General features: G+C 66.7%; 13 protein-coding genes. 6 read left to right on the top strand and 7 right to left on the bottom strand.

Annotated elements, in window-relative coordinates; genetic code table 11:
• Positions 1-52: 52 nt before the first annotated feature.
• From LC068_RS01535 to LC068_RS01520, 4 genes are all read left to right on the top strand, one after another.
• On the top strand, positions 53-1,222 hold the full coding sequence (locus LC068_RS01535) for a cytochrome P450 (protein WP_226633944.1): 1,170 nt from the start codon (positions 53-55) through the stop codon (positions 1,220-1,222).
• Positions 1,223-1,239: 17 nt separating this feature from the next.
• Positions 1,240-2,736 (top strand): MBOAT family O-acyltransferase, encoded by a 1,497-nt coding sequence (locus LC068_RS01530; protein ID WP_226633942.1) that lies wholly within the window; start codon positions 1,240-1,242, stop codon positions 2,734-2,736.
• A gap of 10 nt (positions 2,737-2,746) precedes the next feature.
• Positions 2,747-3,739: a hypothetical protein gene (locus tag LC068_RS01525; RefSeq protein ID WP_226633940.1), complete on the top strand. Its 993-nt coding sequence runs from the start codon at positions 2,747-2,749 to the stop codon at positions 3,737-3,739.
• 77 nt (positions 3,740-3,816) lie between these two features.
• On the top strand, positions 3,817-4,917 hold the full coding sequence (locus LC068_RS01520; protein WP_226633938.1) for a radical SAM protein: 1,101 nt from the start codon (positions 3,817-3,819) through the stop codon (positions 4,915-4,917).
• Between the two features lie 9 nt (positions 4,918-4,926).
• On the opposite strand, the gene LC068_RS01515 is transcribed toward LC068_RS01520, so the two are convergent.
• Together LC068_RS01515 and LC068_RS01510 are read right to left on the bottom strand one after the other, a co-directional pair.
• The gene (locus tag LC068_RS01515; protein ID WP_226633936.1) at positions 4,927-6,501 is read right to left on the bottom strand and encodes a B12-binding domain-containing radical SAM protein; all 1,575 of its coding nucleotides are present in this window, start codon (positions 6,499-6,501) and stop codon (positions 4,927-4,929) included.
• A gap of 126 nt (positions 6,502-6,627) precedes the next feature.
• A complete protein-coding gene (locus LC068_RS01510; protein ID WP_209117653.1) occupies positions 6,628-6,840 on the bottom strand; it encodes a cold-shock protein in 213 nt (70 codons plus the stop codon).
• A 284-nt stretch (positions 6,841-7,124) separates the two neighbouring features.
• On the opposite strand from LC068_RS01510, the gene LC068_RS01505 reads away from it, so the two are divergent.
• The gene (locus LC068_RS01505) at positions 7,125-7,781 is read left to right on the top strand and encodes an OmpW/AlkL family protein (protein ID WP_226633934.1); all 657 of its coding nucleotides are present in this window, start codon (positions 7,125-7,127) and stop codon (positions 7,779-7,781) included.
• Between the two features lie 2 nt (positions 7,782-7,783).
• Here LC068_RS01505 and LC068_RS01500 read toward each other — a convergent pair whose 3' ends face one another.
• Positions 7,784-8,545, bottom strand: a complete 762-nt coding sequence (locus tag LC068_RS01500) for a DNA polymerase III subunit epsilon (protein WP_226633933.1) — start codon at positions 8,543-8,545, stop codon at positions 7,784-7,786.
• A 305-nt stretch (positions 8,546-8,850) separates the two neighbouring features.
• Positions 8,851-9,525: an SDR family oxidoreductase gene (locus LC068_RS01495; protein WP_226633931.1), complete on the bottom strand. Its 675-nt coding sequence runs from the start codon at positions 9,523-9,525 to the stop codon at positions 8,851-8,853.
• Positions 9,526-9,711: 186 nt separating this feature from the next.
• On the opposite strand from LC068_RS01495, the gene LC068_RS01490 reads away from it, so the two are divergent.
• Entirely contained in the window at positions 9,712-11,088 is a 1,377-nt protein-coding gene (locus LC068_RS01490) for an NAD-dependent succinate-semialdehyde dehydrogenase (RefSeq protein ID WP_226633928.1), read from the top strand.
• Between the two features lie 550 nt (positions 11,089-11,638).
• Here LC068_RS01490 and LC068_RS01485 read toward each other — a convergent pair.
• From LC068_RS01485 to LC068_RS01475, 3 genes are all read right to left on the bottom strand, one after another.
• The gene (locus LC068_RS01485; protein ID WP_226633926.1) at positions 11,639-14,215 is read right to left on the bottom strand and encodes a polynucleotide kinase-phosphatase; all 2,577 of its coding nucleotides are present in this window, start codon (positions 14,213-14,215) and stop codon (positions 11,639-11,641) included.
• On the bottom strand, positions 14,212-15,594 hold the full coding sequence (locus LC068_RS01480; protein WP_226633924.1) for a 3' terminal RNA ribose 2'-O-methyltransferase Hen1: 1,383 nt from the start codon (positions 15,592-15,594) through the stop codon (positions 14,212-14,214). Before LC068_RS01480 ends, LC068_RS01485 begins: the two co-directional genes overlap by 4 nt.
• A gap of 81 nt (positions 15,595-15,675) precedes the next feature.
• On the bottom strand, positions 15,676-18,156 hold the full coding sequence (locus LC068_RS01475; protein WP_226633922.1) for a membrane-bound PQQ-dependent dehydrogenase, glucose/quinate/shikimate family: 2,481 nt from the start codon (positions 18,154-18,156) through the stop codon (positions 15,676-15,678).
• Between the last annotated feature and the right edge of the window lie 347 nt (positions 18,157-18,503).

Genomic DNA, 18,503 nt, shown 5'->3' with positions numbered 1-18,503 from the left:
GGGCCTGCCGAGGCTCGACTTCGAAGGACGGGCTCCTCTCGAATTCCCCGGCATGATCCGGGCCCTGCAACTGCCCCACAAGTTCTGGTCTTCAGCCTGTCTCAAGGCACGGGCTGTGGAGGCACGGGTGGGCCGCCGCCGCATGGTCATGCTGACGGATCCGCCCACGGTCGTCAGGGTGCTCCAGAACCGGGAAGGTCTCTATCCACGGTCACGCCTTCACGATCGCGTCCTTGGCAGCAGCTTCGGCGATACCCTGCTTCAGGGCGAGGAGATGGAATGGCCGGCATGGCGCCAGGCCTTCCTCAGTCCGATCCAGGGCGCGCAGGAACGTACGACGGTCGAGCGCGTCGCGCGGGCCTGCACCCACGTCCTCTCCCGCTGGGAAGAGGGGCCGGTCGACCTGTTTCATGCGGCCCGACATCTGACGATCCAGGCGCTCTGGCGCGCCTTCTTCTCCAGTGAAGAGGAGGCGGCGGAGAGTGACCCGCTGCTCGAGGCAACGGCCGAAGAGATGGACCGCCTGGCCTACGCCCCCCTTCGCGACCAGATCACCTGCCTCCGGGCGCTGAGTGCCCGGGCAGTAGCGGTCCGGGCCGAGGACTTCGGCGAACCCTACCGCATGCTCAACACGGCCCTGCTGTTCCTGCATGCCGGTCATGACAATGCGACGGCGACCCTGACCTGGGCGCTCTGGTTGCTCGCCAAACATCCGGAGATCCAGGACCGGGTGAGGGAAGAATGGGCTGCCGGTCCCGGGCCGGCCGATCCGGCGAGAGATTTGCGATCCTGCCCCCTGACCAGCGCCGTCATCCACGAAGCCCTCAGGCTCTATCCGCCGATTCCGCAAATCCTGCGGGACGTGACCGTTGATCTGGACGTTGCGGGGGAGGTCGTGCCCGGGGGATTCACCGCAGTCCTCGGCATCTATCCCATGCACCGCAATCGCGATCTGTGGGAGGGGCCCGACGACTTCGTGCCGGATCGCTTCATGGGCGCGGACCTCGCCGCCCACCGCAAGCTCTGGCTGCCATTCGGGGCCGGGCCACGGGGGTGCGTGGGCACCTCTTTCGCCTTCCTGGTGCTCAGTCGGGCCATCGGCCATGTGGTCGGCGCCTATGATCTGTCGCCCAATCCTGGGCAGGACCTCACCTGCTGGGTCGACTTTGCCCTTCGTCCTCATGGTCGCGCCCCGATCCGGGTCCGGCCGCGAGCCCGGTGACCGGCGCCTGACCGACCATGAGCTTTCACAGCCTCGACTACCTGCTGTTCCTGCCGCTGGTGGTCGTCCTCTATTTCGTGATGCCGCAGCGCTGGCGCTGGGTCGTGCTGCTGGTGATGAGCAATCTGTTCTACGCGGCCTGGCGGTGGGATTTCCTGTGGCTGCTGTGGGTGTCCACCCTGATCGACTTCTTCGTGGGGCAGAGGCTGCCTTCGGCCCGGCCCGGCTGGCGGAAGAAGGCCCTGTTGGCCATCAGCCTGTGCGGCAATCTGGGGCTTCTGTTCACGTTCAAGTACTTTGCCCTGGTCGCCAATACGGGCCTGACGATCTACCACGGGGGTGACGGTCGCGCCTTCGAGCCGGTCAGCCTGCTGCTGCCGCTGGGCATCTCCTTCTACACCTTCCAGACCCTCGGCTATGTCATCGACGTCTATCGGGGGCGCAAAGAGCCGGAACGCCATCTCGGCTACTTCGCCGTCTATGTGATGTACTTCCCGCAACTCCTTGCGGGGCCGATTGAACGGCCCGGGACCCTGCTGCCGCAGTTCCGCAAGGAGCGGATGTTTGACGTCGGTCGGGCGGCCGCCGGCGGGGCGCTCATGCTGGTGGGCTACTTCAAGAAACTGGTGATCGCGGATCGGCTGGCGGACCTGGTCCCGCCGGTCCTGAACCAGCCGCTGGACCATTCGCCCCTGCTGGTCCTGACGGCTGCTGCGGGAGAGATCTACCGGTACTACGCCGATCTGTCCGGCTATGCCGACATCGCCATCGGTTCCAGCCTGATCCTCGGCATCCAGCTGACGAAGAATTTCGACCGGCCCCTGGCCTCTGTTTCCGTGGCCGAGTTCTGGCGGCGGTGGCATATCACCGTCTCCACCTGGTTTCGCGACTATGTCTATCTGCCGATCGCCCGGGGAGGCGGGCGCAGCCGGGGGCGCCGGGATGACAAGGCCGTCCGCCGGGCGCTGGCGACCCTGCTGACCATAGCCATCGTCGCCCTGTGGCACGGGGCGGCCTGGACATGGCTGGCGGCGGGCCTGATCGCCGGTTTCGTCATGATCGGTGAGGGGATCGTGCGACGTAGCCGCAGGGCGACGGCGCTCTCGAACGGCCTGGCCCGAGGCCTCGGTGTCCCGCGTGACCTTGAGGTCGGTCTTCAGAACGGACTGAACCGCTTCGTCCTGTGGAGCTTTCTCATCCTGCTCGGATCCATGGTCGCGACTCCGGGGTGGCAGACGTCGATCCAGGCCTGGGGGCGCATGGCCGAACTGCCCGGCTGGTTCGTTCAGGATCCCGCATCCCTGCTGTCCGGTTTCGCGGCCGTGCCGCGCTACCTTGTTGTGGCGATCATTGCGCTCGAACTCTACCAGTGGCTGGACGCGCGCCGCCCCGTGTTCGAGCGGGTGAGGGCCCGGGGAGCGATCGTGGCCTGGGGCTTCTACTATGCCCTGATTGCCGTCATCCTGATGTTCGGGACGTTCGACAAGCCCGGCTTCCTGTATTTCAACTTCTGACGGGGATCCGATGCGCCTCCTGATCCTTTTCGTCGCCCTGGCAGCTCTTCTGCTGGCAGGCCTGAATCTGGCCTCCCGCGCGTTTGAGGATCGTCGCCACCTCGACCCCATGAACGATTTGCTAGCCGCGGCCTCGGGACGTGACGCCATCATCATCGGCAGTTCGGTGGGGGGCGCCATCCGCTTCGATGCCCTCTGCAGCGACGGCGCCGACTTCTTCTTCGTGCTTCAGGACGTATTTGAGACCCGAGCCATGGTCGACCTGGTGCTCGATCAACCCGATCCGCCGCAGCACTGGTTTCTGGCGCTCAGCCCCGGCGCGGTCTTCTACGACAATTCCATTTCGGCATCGGGCCGGACCCACAACCGGCGACTGACGTACCGGTTCCTGTTCGAGAACGGTCAGAACGACATGATCGGCGGCGACTGGCGACAATACGCGGTGACGCGCGTGTCACCGGCCCTTGGCTATGACGACTGGCGCCGCCGCTTCCAGAACGTCCTCGTCCGGGTCGGCCTGCGGCCGGAGGCGAAACCCGCGGGGTCCCTGATCTGGCGCCTCGATGGCAGCCTGGATGCCGATGACGAAGCCACCCTGGCCGACCGGGAGGCTGCGGCTCGTCTCAAGGATATCCGCTCGATCCGCTTCTACGACCCCTCGGTTCCGGAGCGCGCCGGGCGGGCCATTGCCGATATCAACGCCCGAATCCGCGCATCCGGGGGGCAGTTGTACATCGTGGTGCCGCCCGCATCGCCCGAGTTCCAGCGCCGCACCCGTGAGGGGCTGACGGAAGGTCTGGATGGATTGTGGCAGTCACTGGACGACGTGGAGGATCAGGGCGCCGTCGTCGTCAATGCATGGCGCGACCCGGCCCGGGTCTATCCCGCCAGGCTCTTCGTCGACCCGAATCACATGAATCCTGAAGGGGCCAGGATCTTTTCCGCCGACGTGGCGGCGGTTCTGCGGGCCCGTGGGGACGATGCGCCCGGATGTCCCGCGTGACCAGGAGAGCCCCTCCCACCGACGCACAAGCCATGGTAGCGTCGCCTGTCCGACCCGGCGTCGGAATGGGAGTCACAGTGTCGAGTACCCGCAGATCACGGCTGGCGAGGCTGGCGAGCCTTCTCCAGGCTGCGCCGCACCTGGCGCCGGCCTATGAGGAGGCCAAGCGGGTCGTGCGCGCATTTCGCAAGCCGGCCTTCTACGAGGTCGCCACGCGCTGCAATCTGTTTTGCGAGGGCTGCTACTATTTCTCGGATGATTTCAAACCGATAAAAGACGTCGAGGACATCGGGACCTGGGACCGGTTCTTCGCCGCCGAGGCCGAACGCGGCGTAACCATGGCCTATTTCGTCGGGGCCGAGCCGGCGCTGCATCAGGACCGGTTGATCGCCGCCAGCCGGTACTTTCCCTACGGCAATATCGGCTCGAACGGCACCGTCCGGATCGACCCCGCCGTCCCGTACCGGATCGGTGTTTCTGTCTGGGGCGTCGACGCCGATACGGACGCCGATTTGCGGGGCGGGCGCTCGTTCCACAAGGCCATCCGGAACTATGCCGGCGACCCGCGGGCGATCCTGCTCTTCACCCTGACGAAGACGAACATCGGGGATGCTCGCCGCCTTGCCGAGATCGGTCGCGACAACGGCCTGCCGGTCACCTTCAACATGTACTCGCCGACCCAGACCTATCTGCGCAAGCTGACCGAGGGGGAGGGGAACGATCGCGCGTTCTTCCGCATCTCCAGCACCGGGAGCAATCTGCTGTGGGATGACGAGAGCCTGGGCGAGGTCCGGCGCACCATGGATGGCCTGATCGAGGACTTCCCGGACACGGTTGTCTATTCGAAGGCCTACAATGCCTGGGCGACCCAGTCCGGGCCGCTCTATGACATCGACCCGGAGACGGGGATCGCCCGCGACTGCCATTCGCGGATGGTCGGCCAGATGCGCTACTTCAAGACCGACCTGCAGCAGGGCAACGAGAAGTGCGGAACCTCGGACGCCGTCTGCTCGGAGTGCCGCATGTATAGCGGCGGCTGGTCCTCGAAGTTCGAGCCGCGCGACGTCGATCTGGTCAGTGAGGCCTCACTCGCCGACTGGCTGGAGATGATCGCCACGCTTGGCCGGATTTTCCTGATCGAACGGGATGCCTCCCGCCAAGCCACCCTCGCGGCCTGAGCCCGACGATCACGCCACCGACTGAACCCGGTCAAAGGGCGGGGCAACCATCAGGGCCCATTCCGCGTCATAGACGCCCTTCTCCATGTGCACATACAGCGACAGCATCCAGGTGGTCAGGATGTCGGCCAGTCCGTCGCGGATCTCCGGGCGGGCGCGCATCAGCCGGTTGGCCTTGCGGATGACGTCGGCGATCTCGGGATTGCCCCGACTGACGGCGCGCAGCATGCGTCCGAAATGGGCATTGGCCCGCGCCCGCGACGGCGGATTGTGAAGCCGTCCGGTCCCGCGCTTCAGCAGCGGATTGGGCCCCAGAACATCGGCGAGCGCCTCGAACCGGGTCCAGAAGGCCGCCGGGCTGTACAGCCGGCTGATCAGCCAGCGTGTGCCGGTATACAGCTGCTGCTTGGTCATCTGGGCCGGGATGATGTTGGTCACCATGTCCGCCCCGGGGAAGTGCGCCTGCTCTCCCGTCAGGTCCAGCCGCCCGGCCTTCAACATCTCGGCATAGATCGGCGTCGCCATGGGGGCCACCAGCGAGGAGATCTTGAAGGTCCCGACCGGCAGGCCCATGCCGAACCGGTACTGGCGCTCGAAGATCGTCAGATCGTCGGCATCGAAGCCGACCATCAGCGCGGCCTCGACCTTGAGGCCGTGGCTGACGACCTTGCGCAGTTGGGCCTGCATGTCGGTGTTCAGGTTCTGACGCTTCTTGCTGGCCTTGAGGCTTTCCTCATTGACCGACTCCACGCCGATGAACAGGTTCGACACGCCCGCTTCGGCGCAGGCGGTGAGCATGTCGTCATCGCGCGCCACATCGATCGAGACCTGGGTGGCAAAGATTACATGGTCGCGGCCGTCGCGCCCGTTCCAGGCGATCAGGGCGTCAAGCAGTTCGGCGGCGCGCTTGCGATAGACGGTGAAGTTGTCGTCGGCCAGGGCGATCCGGTTGTAGCCGAGGTCGTACAGGCGCTGGACCTCGGTGATCACCTGGTCGGGCGTCTTGTGGCGCTGCTTGCGGCCCAGGTACTGGATGACGTCGCAGTAGTTGCACTCGAAGGGGCAACCTCGGCTGGTCTGGACGACACCGACCAGTGCCCGATCATTGTCGAACAGCTCCCAGGCGGGCACGGGCGAGCGGGACAGGTCGGGGCGTCCGCCCACGTAGCGGGCTTTGAGCGTGCCGCCCAACATGTCCGCGTAGAAGCCCTCGGCGATCTCCTCGAACTCGCCGGTCACGGCCACGTCGCAGGCCCCGTCGAAGGCCCCGGGATCGAGCGTGATGTGCGGGCCGCCGATGATGACGGGTTTGCCGCGTGATCGGAACTCCCGGGCGATCTCGATGGCGCGCCGGGCCTGCGAGACATTGGCCGTGATGCCGATGAAGTCCGCGTTGGCCTCGAAATCGACCGGAGCGAGCGCCTCGTCATGCAGGGCGACGTCGATCCCCTCGGGCGCCATGGCCGCCACTGTGGCGATGGCGATCGGCGCCACGCGCGTGACGGACTCATCGGCTCCGCCCGCAATCCCGGCAAAGTCGGCATCCCAGTGGGGCCGTGGAGCGATGAGGAGGAAACGGACCATACAGCGGGGACTCTCGAAAGCTCCTCAAACTACACGGCGCCGAACCCCATGACCACGGGTTGAACGCAGAAGGCCCGCCACCTCCGAAGAGATGACGAGCCTCCAGATCGTCAATGCAAGTCGGGCTTACGCCTGGATTTGCAGTTGTCCGGCCGAGGTCTTGCCGCTGCGCTGGTCACGTTCCAGCTCGTAGGAGACCGTCTGGCCTTCGTTGAGCGAGCCGAGGCCCGCGCGCTCTACGGCCGAGATGTGGACGAACACGTCCGTGCCACCGTCGTTCGGCTGGATGAAGCCGAAGCCCTTGGTGGAGTTGAACCATTTAACTGTGCCGGTAGCCATGTTGAGACCTCCGTTGGCGTTGACCCGAAGAAACATTCCCGGGGCCCGTCGTGTCTGAGGTAACGGCTTATCTCGATGCGTCGCAAAGTAGAAAAAGGGCGTTGCGCAGAGATGTTGACCCGCCCCGTATGCGCGCCGAACGCGGCGAAAGCAAGGCCTGTCCCATATTGCCGCACCCCGATGAGGGTTTGACCTGGATCAAGGCAACGCTTCGGAGAGGGACGCACGGCAGGCCCAGGCGCTGGACCGCATGGTGCGATCGTCCACCGCCGGGGATATTCAACATGACCTTCAAAACCGCTCTCATCTCCCTTGCGCTGGCGGCCGGTGCCGCCGGAACCGCCCAGGCCCAGTCGGTCGAGCCGTGGAGCCCGCCGCGCGCCGGCGACTGGATCGTGACCGGCCGCATCACGGACGTGGCGCCGACGACCGACGACCGTATCCTGACCTCTGGCGGCGCCGACAGCGGCCTGCATGTCGATGTGTCGGACGACATCATGCCGACGCTGGGCTTCACCTACTTCCTGACGGATCACTGGGCGGTTGAGGCTATCCTGGGCACGACCCAGCACGAGATCCGCGCACAGGGTCCCGGCACCGACGTCGTCGTCCACGAGACCTGGGTCCTGCCGCCGGTGGTGACGGTCCAGTACCGGCCAATGACCGAGGGCCGGGTCAGCCCCTATGTCGGGGCCGGGGTGAACGCCATGATCTTCTACTCGGGCGATGATCAGAACGGCTTCACGGTCGATCTGGATGACGGCCTCGGCATGGCCCTGCAGGCCGGCGCAGACTTCGGCCTTACCGGGCCGTGGAGCCTCAACGTCGACGTCAAGAAGGTCTGGTTCAACACCGACGCCGAGATCAACGGCGGTGCCCTGACCAGCGCCGTGGACCTGGACCCGTGGGTCGTGTCGGTCGGCTTCGGCCGGAAGTTCTGAGGTCAGAGGAGGGTGCGCTGGACGGGCAGGGGGTCATCGAGCCCGGCCTGTCCGGTGCGCCGCCGCACCTCGGTCTCGGCACTGAAGCGGATGTCCGGATCGCGGTCCCGGACGAGGATGGCCAAGGCCGCATCGGCCACCGCGGACCAGGTCTTGCCCCGGTGGGCGCCCGTCGGCACCCGGGGCAGCAGGCCAGGCTGGCGGCTCCAGTCCAGCAGGGTCTCAAGCGGCGCGGCGTTCAGCATGTCGCGCAGATGGTGGGCGGTCACATAGGCGTCCGGCAGGGCGCGGTGGGCCGGCAGACCAAGGTCGTGATCCAGCCCCTCGGGCCGGCGCAGATAGCGCAGCATCTGGTTGGAGAAGCGCGGCAGGTCCGGCCAGAGCCGCAAGGCACATTTCCACGTGCAGACCCAGTCGGCCGAGCCGGTCAGGTCGGGCGTACAGTGGCGTTGTTCGAAGCTGGCCCGATGGGCGGCCAGTGCCATGACGCCGCCTTCCGGTCTCAGGACGGCGGGTGCCACATCGCGCCAGTAGCCGACCCCCGCAACCCATTCGTCGAGGATATGGTGCACGGCCATGGTGCCGGGCGAGATCGGTCGGCCGGGGTCAACGAACCGCGCCCCGCGCGAGGTGGCAGAGACCTGCCAGGTGCCGTCCGGGCCCAGTTCCACATCCTGCCAGCCGACCTCGCACACATCGGACGGACTGCTGCCCGCCGTCTCAAGGTCGATGACGCGCACGCGCCGGGCATTCGGGTCGCTCATGCCGGGCTCAATGATGCAGGGTCCGGCCGGTTGCCGGGGGTGCCCCGACGACCGCACAAAAATACCGTCTGAATGGTCTGAATAGTCTCAATCGTCTGAATGCGCGGACGGGTGGGAGACAAGGACATCAGGGCTCGCATTCCTCAGGGCAACGGGCAGGAGTATAGTATGACACGAGCCGGAGCTGCGTCGGGAAAGTCGCTCCGGCCTCGCAGACGCGCGCTTCCCGTCATGCCTCCTCCCGTGCGAGCGGACTGTCCATCAAGGTCAATGGCGCCCGGCCGTTCCCGCCGCCATGTCGGCGCCTATTGCGTCGGCATCAGGAAGACTTCGTTGACCGAGCAGCGCGGGTCGGCCTCGAGCGCAAAGACTGCGGCGCGGGCCACGTCTTCCGGCTGAAGCTTGTCGGGCTTGGCTTCGTCGAAGAAGGGCGTGTCCACCATGCCGGGGGCGATGATCGTGCAGCGCCCGCCGAATTCTTTCATTTCCTCGGCCAGATTGCCGCCATAGCCGTGCACGAACCACTTGGTCGCGCCATAGACCGAGCCAGACAGGTGCCGACGGCCCGCGGCCGAACCGGTCAGCAGCAAATGTCCGGCCTGGGGCTTCAGATGCGGCATGGCGGCCTTGGCGGTCCAGAGCACGCCCATGACGTTGACCTGGATCATCTTGGCCCATTCTTCCGGATCGCCCGCCTCGGTGCCCGAGGTCGAAAGCCCCGTGCCCGCATTGGCGTAGGCTGCCTTCAGCGGGCCGGCGTGCGCCACGAACCGGTCCAGCGCGGCCTTGATCTCGTCGAGCTCGGTGACGTCGCCGGGCAGGGCCATGGCCTTGTCGCCCAGCTCACTGACCAGCGACTGCAGCTTGTCCTCGGAACGCGCGAACAGGCCGACGTGCCAGCCCTTTGAAACGGCAAGCCGAGCGGCGGCGGCGCCGATGCCGCTGGAGGCGCCGGTGATGAACAGTGTCTTCGCGCTCATGGTCGATATCCCGTGTTGAAGGTGAGGCCTGTCGAGCGCTTCTGAGCCCATTCCGTTGCCTCCGACAGGTACCGACATGGGGTCCGGTGCAGCGGGGGTGGCGTCGGGTCGCACCGTCGATCCGGGAGGAAAGGGCAACGTCCGCCGCTGGGTCGCGTTGACGGCGGACACCATGAAAGGACTCCAATGGCGACCATCACGACCGTAAACCCCGCGACCGGGCAGGAACTCGAGACCTATGATGTCATGACCGAGGCGGAGGCGACCGAACGCCTTGAGGCCTGTCACGCGGCGTTTCTGGAGTGGCGCAAGACGAACCATTCAGAGCGGGCAAAGGTGCTGAAGGCGATCGCCGGCAGGCTGCGCGACGAGGCCGAGGACCTGGCCGCCCTGATGACGCGTGAGACCGGCAAGCTGTTCAAGGATGGTCTGACCGAGGTCGAGATCTGCGCGGCCATCTTTGACTATGCGGCCGGGAAGGGCCCTGCGGCGCTGGCGGACGAGGAGCGAACCTATGGCAGCGACGGCCAGCGCGGCGTCGTCAGCTATCAGCCGATCGGGGTCATCTATTCGATCCAGCCGTGGAACTTCCCCTTCTACCAGCCTGTCCGCGTGCTGGCCTCGGCCGTGATGGCCGGCAACGGTTGCGTCCTGAAACACGCCAGCATCTGCACCGGGTCGGCCCTGCGCCTGCGCGAGCTCTGCATCGCGGCGGGCCTGCCCGAGGACCTGTTCCAGGTGGTGGTGATCGACCATGAGACCAGCGACGCCCTGATTGAACATCCGCTGGTGCGGGGGGTGACCCTGACCGGCAGCGACAGCGCGGGGCGCCATGTCGCGTCCGTGGCCGGGAAGGCGCTCAAGAAGACCGTGCTCGAACTGGGGTCGAACGACGCCTATCTGGTGCTGGAGGACGCCGACATTGAGACGGCCGTCAAATTCTCGGTCATGGGGCGGCTCTACAACAATGGCGAGACCTGTGTGTCGGCCAAGCGCTTCATCGTGACGGACGCCGTCTATGACCGGTTCGTCGAGGCGTTCGTGGCCCAGATGGACGCCATCACCCTGGGCGATCCCATGGATGAGGACTGCGAGCTGGGCCCGCTGTCCAGTCAGGACCAGTTCGAGACCGTCCGCGATCAGGTCGCGAAGAGTGTCGCGAAGGGCGCGAAAATCCTGTGCGGCGGAAAGGCGCCGGATCGCAAGGGCGCCTATTATCCGGCGACCGTGCTGGGCGATGTCACCCCGGGAATGCCCGCCTACGACGACGAGATCTTCGGGCCGGTCGCCTCGGTCATCCGCGCCCGCGACGACGAGCATGCCATGCAGCTGGCGAACGACAGCCGCTATGGCCTGGGCGGCGGAATCTTCTCAAGCGATGAGGATGGCGCTTTCCGCCTGGCCCGCGACCGGTTCGACACGGGCATGGTCCGCATCAACGGCTTCGGCGCCGCCGACCCGAACATGCCGTTCGGCGGGGTCAAGGACTCCGGGTACGGCCGCGAACACGGCGGCTTTGGCCTGAAGGAGTTCGTCAATGCGAAGGCGATCTTCCTGCCGTAAGGGGGATCCGGTCATTCGCGGGCAGGGTCGATAGCCACTCTCCCCGCAGGTTGACAGGACCGGACGTTTGATGCCGGAGTTCAGCGTGGAGCATCGGCGACCAGATGCGTCGTGCTGCGTCCATTCACGATGCAGGGGCGCCCTCCGCAGTCGGGCAGGTCCCCGGGAGCGCAATGACCGTCCCATCAACCATTGTCCGGGTAAGGCGCTACGCGCCCGGAGAGCGTCAGGACCCGCACGCCCACGAGGTGGCTCACCTCTCTCTGGTGGTCACCGGGGCGTTCCAGGAGGTTGTCCGGGGAACCGTCGTGGAAGGCTATGCCGGCCGCGTTGGCCTGAGGCCGCAGGGCCTGCGGCACGGTGGGAGGTTCGGGCCATTGGGCGCCGGTCGAGGCCGCTGCCCCCACAACGGTCCGCTTCGAGCGGATCGACGGGCACGCGTCAGTGCTGATCTGGGGTAACGAACGGTTCGTCTGCGCCGATTGAGCCGGCACGGTTGCCCGGAGATGGTCGGTGCCGGCAAGCGGACGTTCGCCAGATCCCCGTGGATCTAGAGACGGGGGTCGATCGGCTCGCTTTCCAGCGCCAGCACGGCGAAGACGCATTCGTGGACCCGGCGCAGGGGCTCCCTGGCCACAAACCGTTTCAGGGCTTCGTGCCCCAGTGCGAACTCACGAAGGGCGAGATTGCGCTTGCCCCCCAGGCCGCGCTCGCGAAGCCGGACCAGATTGTCCGGCGCGTCATATTCGGGACCGTAGATGATGCGCAGATATTCACGCCCGCGCACCTTCAGCGCGGGCTGGATCAGGCCCTTCTTGCCCCGGCTGACAAAGTCGCGCGGCTTGACCACAATGCCTTCACCGCCCGATCCGGTCAGGCTCTCCCACCAGCCGATGGCGTCGCTGCAGGCAGCCTCGTCGGCCAGGTCGACGACCCGCCACCGGGTGCGGGTCACGACGCCTTCGCCTTCCGCCAGTCGATCAACCAGCGTCATGTGCCAGACGTGGTCGTGGTCGAACCAGACGCGACCTTCGCTGGCGAGAAGGTGGAACGGCGCGACCTTCAGGTCGTCGATGCCCGACACCGGCCAGACATAGGGGGCCCACGCCGTTGCATATCGCTCGGCCCGCATGGCGCGATCCGCATAGCGGGCAGCGATCGCACCGACATCAACATTGCGGCTCGTCGCGCGGGAGAGCGCCTCGCGGGCAGCCCGGAAGCCTTCGGCGGACGACGTAGCGACCGGCGCATACTGGCTTTCGATCAGGCTGCCGGCCTTGGCCGACCAGGGCATGATCTCGGAGTCGATGAGGAGCCAGTCAGTGTTCAGTTCGTCCCAAAGACCAATCTGGTCGACCCGCGCCCGCAGCCGGGCCAGCAGCCCCTCGGTCATCGCCACGTCGCCGAAGAAGGCGCGACCGGTACGGGTCCAGATGGCGCCCGTCTCCTCGCCGGCAACGCCGAAGCGCTCGCGGGCGACCGAGCCGTCACGGCACAGCGCAATTACTGCCCGGGAGCCCATGTGCTTCTCCTCGCACACGACCTGGGCCACGCCGCGCTCGCGGAAATGGGCGAAGGCTTCCTCGGGCCGCTCCAGCCAGCCTTCGGCGGTGGTCGTCTCGGACGGCGACATGGTCGGCGGCAGATAGGTCAGCCACTGGGGTGACAGGGCGAAGCGGCTCATCACCTCCAGCGCCGCAGAGGCGTTTTCCTCGGCGATGACGACCTTGCCCTTGAGCTCGGTCTCGATCCATCGGCGGCCGGACACGTCCTCGTAGTCGAGCACGCCGTCGGCGTCGGCCTGGGCGGATTTGCCGAGGCTTGATCCGCCAAGGGGGCGCATCGGCTCGAACCAGGTCTGGATTGCCTGCACGTCGACGATGTCGCGCTCGGGCCAGCGGAAGGCCGTCAGCTTGCCGCCGAACACGCAGCCGGTGTCGATGCACAGGGTGTTGTTGACCCATTCGGCCGATACCACCGGCGTGTGGCCATAGACCACGGCCGTCTTGCCGCGATAGGCGGCAGCCCAGTCGGCGCGGACCGGCAGGCTGAATTCGTCGATCTCGCCCGTGGTCTCGCCATAGAGGGCGAACTCGCGCACGGCACCCGAACCGCGTCCGATCATCTCTTCCTTGAGCCCGGCGTGCGCCACGGCGAGGCGCCCGTCGTCGAGCCAGACATGGCTGCGCAGGCTGTCGAGGAAGGCCGGCAGACCTTCCCGCAGCCCCCGGTCCTGGCCCTCAAGCTGGTCGATCGTTTCCTGAAGGCCGTGGGCGATCGTGACCTTGCGGCCGTCCAGCCAGCGGCCAAGTTTCCGTTCGTGGTTGCCCTGGACGCAGTAGGCGCTTCCGGCCGCGACCATGCTCATGGCAATGCGCAGGGCGTCGGGCGAATTGGGGCCGCGATCCACCAGATCGCCGACGAAGACGACCTTGCGGCCCTCTGGCGGCGTGACGGTCACCTTCCGGTCGCCGCGATCCTCCGACCAGGCGACGCCGTATCCGAGTTTCTCGAGCAAGGCCTGAAGTTCATCGGCGCAGCCGTGAATGTCGCCAATGATGTCGAACGGTCCGTGGTCATGGCGTTTGTCGGTCCACAGCGGTTGTCGTGTGACGACGGCGGCCTCGATGCTGTCCTCGCTGGTCAGTTTCCAGACCTGACGAAAGCCCTCGCGCTGGAGACCGCCGAGGCCCTTCCGTATCTCCATTGCCATTCGCTTCGGCACGCCGGGACCGAAGTCGCGGTCAGGCCGTTGCGCGTTGCGGGCGATGCAGACCTCGACCCCGGGGTCTATGACAATGGCGATTGGCAGGGCGTGCCATTTGCGCGCCAGTTCGACCCAGGCCTTGCGGTCGGCGGCGCGCACATTGGTGGCGTCGATGACCGTCAGCTTGCGGTGCTTCAGGCGCCTGGCCGCAATCTCGCGTACAAGGTCGAACGCGTCCGCCGAGACGTCCTGATTGGTCTCATCGTCCGAAACCAGCGCACGGCAGTAGTCAGAGGAGATGACCTCGGTCGGCAGGAAATGTTTCGCCGCGAAGGTCGACTTGCCCGAGCCGGTCGAGCCGATCAGCACGACGAGGGCGAAGTCGGGGATGGCGAGGTCCGTCTTGTCAGCTTCCCTCATCGGCTGAACACCGCCATCTGTGTCGGTGCACCGAACGTCGCGTCCTCGGCACCGATGCCGCTGAAAGCGGCGGTGTAGCCCCAGGTTTCGCCGATCCGCGCGGCCCAGGCCTCGAACTGCGCCCGGCTCCACTCGAAGCGGTGATCCGGATGCCGGAAGGCGCCCGCGGCCAGGTTCGGAAACAGGGCGTTGTAGTCCGCATTGGGCGTGGTCACGATTACCGACTTGGGCGCCGTTTCGCCGAACACGATGCGCTCGACCAGCGGCAGCCGGTCCTCGTCCAGGTGTTCGATCACCTCAACCAGAACCGCGACATCGGCCTCGGCCCAGCGGCTGTCGCGATAGGTCAGCGATCCGTGCAGAAGGGTGACGCGTCCCTCGGGCGGGCCGCCGAACTCGTTCAGCTTGAGGCGCTTTGCCGCCCATTCCAGTTCGCGGGCAGCGGGGTCGAGGCCGAACAGGCGCTGGACCCACCGCTCGCGCACCAGACGATAGAGCAGCTTGCCCTCGCCGCAGCCGAGGTCGGCGATGACCGTCCCACCGGTGGCGCGGATGGCCTGGACCACCGCGTCCAGACGCAGATCGTTGAGCCGGATCGGTGCCTCCAGGGCTTCCTCGGGCGCGACGCGAGTCTCGGGCGGCAAAGCCTCGGCCGCCGTTTCCGGCGCGAGGCGTTCAAGCGCCACCCGCGCCAGTGCGCCGCGATTGCGCAGGTAGCGCCGCACGATCAGGTCCCTGGACGGGTGGGAGTCGAGCCAGCCCTCTCCCCTGGCCATCAGCTTGTCGATCTCCGCCTCGCCGACCCAGTAGTGTTTGGCGTCGTCCATCACCGGGATCAGGACGTAGAGATGGTTCAGCAGGGCGCTGAGCCGGCCGGTCCCGGTCAGCTTCAGGTGCCCGTAACGCGCCCCGTCGGCGCCCGATCCGAAGCCCTCAACGGGTGTCAGGTCCACGGTCCAGCCCAGCGGCTCAAAAAGGCCTTTCACCAGCGCCTCGCCCCCGCGCAGCGGCAGCGGGGTGACCACGGCCTCCAGCGGCAGATCGCTGTCGGCCAGGTCCTGACGTTCCCTGGACACGCCCGTCATCGCCGTGCGCAGGGTCTTGTTCAACGCGACCGACAGAAAGGACGAGGCCGCATAGGGGCGGTCGTTCACATACTGGTCGAGCAAGCCGTCGGCCTGACCCTTGCCGCGCACAAGTCCGACAGGATCGACGTCGAGGATCAGCGCCGCTTCGCAGCGTTCCTCTGTGGCCTCGGGGTAGAACAGCCAGGCCTTGCCGAAATTCAGGTCCGTCTGGTGCAGCCGGTCCGGATGCTTGTGCAGCAGAAATCCGAGATCGGTGGCCGGTTTGTGGGTTGTGGCGACGGACAGGAACATCCTGAACGCCTAGCCCAGTACACACGGATCGCCAACGCAAGACATCAGGGCAGGGCTGCAATCGGGAAGCTACGTCGAGGGTCAGCGCTCGCGCCGTTCCGGGAGCGCCCAGGCGATCACCTGGTCTCCGCGCGGCGTCTCCATGAAGTGGTGGCCGCCGGTCATGAGCACCAGGAACTGTCGGCCGTCTTCTTCATAGACGATGGGCGCGGCCTGCCCGCCGGCCGGCAGAACATCGGTCCATACCGTTTCGCCTGTCTCGATATCGATGGCGCGGATCAGGTCGTCCGTCGCTGCCGCGATGAAGATCAGGCCGCCCGCCGTAACCACGGAACCGCCGTTGTTGGGTGTGCCGATATCAATGGGCAGCATGGAGGGAATGCCGAAGGGACCGTTCTTGCGCGCCTGTCCCAGCGGGCGATCCCACAAGGTCCGGCCCGTGCGGATATCGATGGCGCGGATGCCACCGTAGGGAGGCTGTTTGCACAGCATGCCGGTGAAGCCCATCCGCCAGCCGGCGTTGACGTCGATGGCATAGGGCACGCCCCACTGCGGGTCCCCGGCGCCCTCCGCCCCGTCCGGGACGCCGCCTCGGGACGCCGGCATCCCGGCATCCTCCTTCAGTTCGGGGTGACCGCGGGGATACCAGCCCCTCGCGTTCGCCTGTTCGCGCGGGACGAGCCGGTTGTAGTTCGGCATGTCATTGTAGTTGGCAATGATCACGCCCCGCCGCGGGTCGACCGCCACGCCGCCCCAGTCCGAGCCACCGTTGTAGCCCGGGTACTGGATCCAGCGCCTTTCCGTCGACGGCGGCGTGTATATGCCGTCGTATTCGGCACGACGGAATCCGATCCGGCAGACCATCTGGTCGATCGGGGACATGCCCCACATATCCCGCTCGGTCAGGTCATCCCTGGCGAGGGTATGGAAGCCGGAAAAGGGCTGGGTCGCGCTGCGCATCTCCGGCTCGACACCGCCGCCGGGGACGGGGCGCTCCTCGACCTCAACCAGGGGCACCCCCGTCCGGCGGTCGAGGATATAGAGGTCGCCCTGTTTGCTCGGCAGGACCAGGGCCGGCACGGCGCCGGCGTCGCTGGGATAGTCGATGAGCGTGGCCTGGCTGCCCAGGTCATAGTCCCACACATCGATATGCACCGTCTGGAACGACCAGACCGGTTTGCCGGTCGTGACGTCCAGCGCCACAAGCGAGGTGGCAAAGCGGTTCTCCGCTTCCGAGCGATCGCTGCTGTAGTAGTCGGCCGCCGAATTCCCCATGGGCAGATAGACCAGTCCGAGCTGCTCGTCCCCGGTGGCGGTCGTCCACATGTTGGGCGTGCCGCGGGTGTAGGTCTCGCCCTCCGGAGGCAGGCCGTCGAGGTCAGGCCGGGTCATGTCCCAGGCCCACCGCAGTTCTCCGGTCACCGCATCAAAGCCCTGGATCACGCCGGAGGGGGCCTCATTGTACTGGCCGTCCAGCACCTGATGGCCGGTCACCACCACGCCCCGGATGATCGTGGGCGCCGAGGTCATCGAGACCATGCCGGGGATGACCTCGCCCATGCCGCGCTTGATGTCGACCTGTCCGTTCTCGCCGAAGTCAGGGCAGGGACGGCCAGTGCGGGCATCCACCGCGATCAGGCGACCGTCCAGTGTGCCCTCGATGATCCGGGTGGCGCAGACGGCTGCCGTTGTCCGTTCTCCGTCCTGGGCGGGAGTGGGGGGCATTTCCGGAGCGGGTCGCGCCACGGTCGTGCGGCGGGTGTCGTAATAGGCCACTCCTCGGCAGGCGGCGGTGTAGGGAATCCAGTCGTCCGAAACCCCGGGGTCGTAGCGCCAGCGCTGCTCTCCGGTCGCGGCATCGAGCGCGATCAGCTCATTGCGCGCGGTGCACAGATACAGGGTGTCGCCAATCTTGAGCGGAGTGGTTTCCGCCCCCCATTTGTCCTCGGGCAGATCCTCTGTGTGGAACAGCCAGACGCGCTCGAGCTCCTCCACATTGTCGCGGTTGATCTGGGTCAGGGGCGAATACCGCCGGGCTGCATAGGTGCCGCCGAAAGCCGGCCAGTCGGCGCCGGCCTGATAGAGGCCCGGCTCGGCCATGTCGCCGCTGCCCGCCGGGACCATAAGGGCCGTCCCGGCGCGGTTGGCAAGCCCGATCACAACGCCTCCGAGGATCACCAGGACAGCCAGCGCCCCCCCGCCGATCAGGGCCGCCCGCCGGCCGTGAGGCAGAAGCAGGGGCAGGACTGCGATGACGAGGGTCATAAGAACGGTCGGCGCGACCACTCGCGGGACGAGCGCCCAGCCGTTGAGCCCGACTTCCCAGAGCGCCCAGAGCAGGGTCAGACCGTAGAGGCCGGTATAGATCCATGCCCCGAGGGGTCGACCGAGCGCCAGCAGGACGCCGGATGCCACGAGGGCCAGACCTGCAGGCAGGTAGTAGAAGGAGCCCCCCAGCATCAGGAGCCAGGCGCCCCCGATCACCAATGGCAGGCCGACAAGTATGAAAATGACGCCGATCGCGACCAGTGGCCACCGCGCCAGTGCCATTCCATGAGACATAGCATGCTCCTCCCGCCATGAACCCAACCCGGCGCGGACGCGGGGGTTCCAGGGAAAGGCGCATACGCGTCAGCGACAGGTCAGGCTTCGGCCTCGGTCCAGAGGGCGAAGACCCGCAAATCAGAGGAAGAGCAAGGCCACCACAAGCGCGCCAAGGGCGAGGGCGGCTATCGTCACCCAGAGCCACATCGGGAGCCGGAGGCCTGTCTGTCCGGACTCGGGCGTCCTCCGCTCCGGTGCAGCCGGTGCGGGGGAATGCGCCACAGGACTTGCGCCGCCAGCCTCGGCATCGGCCTGGCCGCTCGCAAGCACCGGGTCAAAAACGGGTGTGGACGCGTTGGGGTCAG

This window comes from Brevundimonas poindexterae (genome assembly GCF_020524625.1).
In the GTDB taxonomy this organism is placed as follows: domain Bacteria; phylum Pseudomonadota; class Alphaproteobacteria; order Caulobacterales; family Caulobacteraceae; genus Brevundimonas; species Brevundimonas poindexterae_A.
This window is presented reverse-complemented; position numbering and strand designations above follow the sequence as displayed.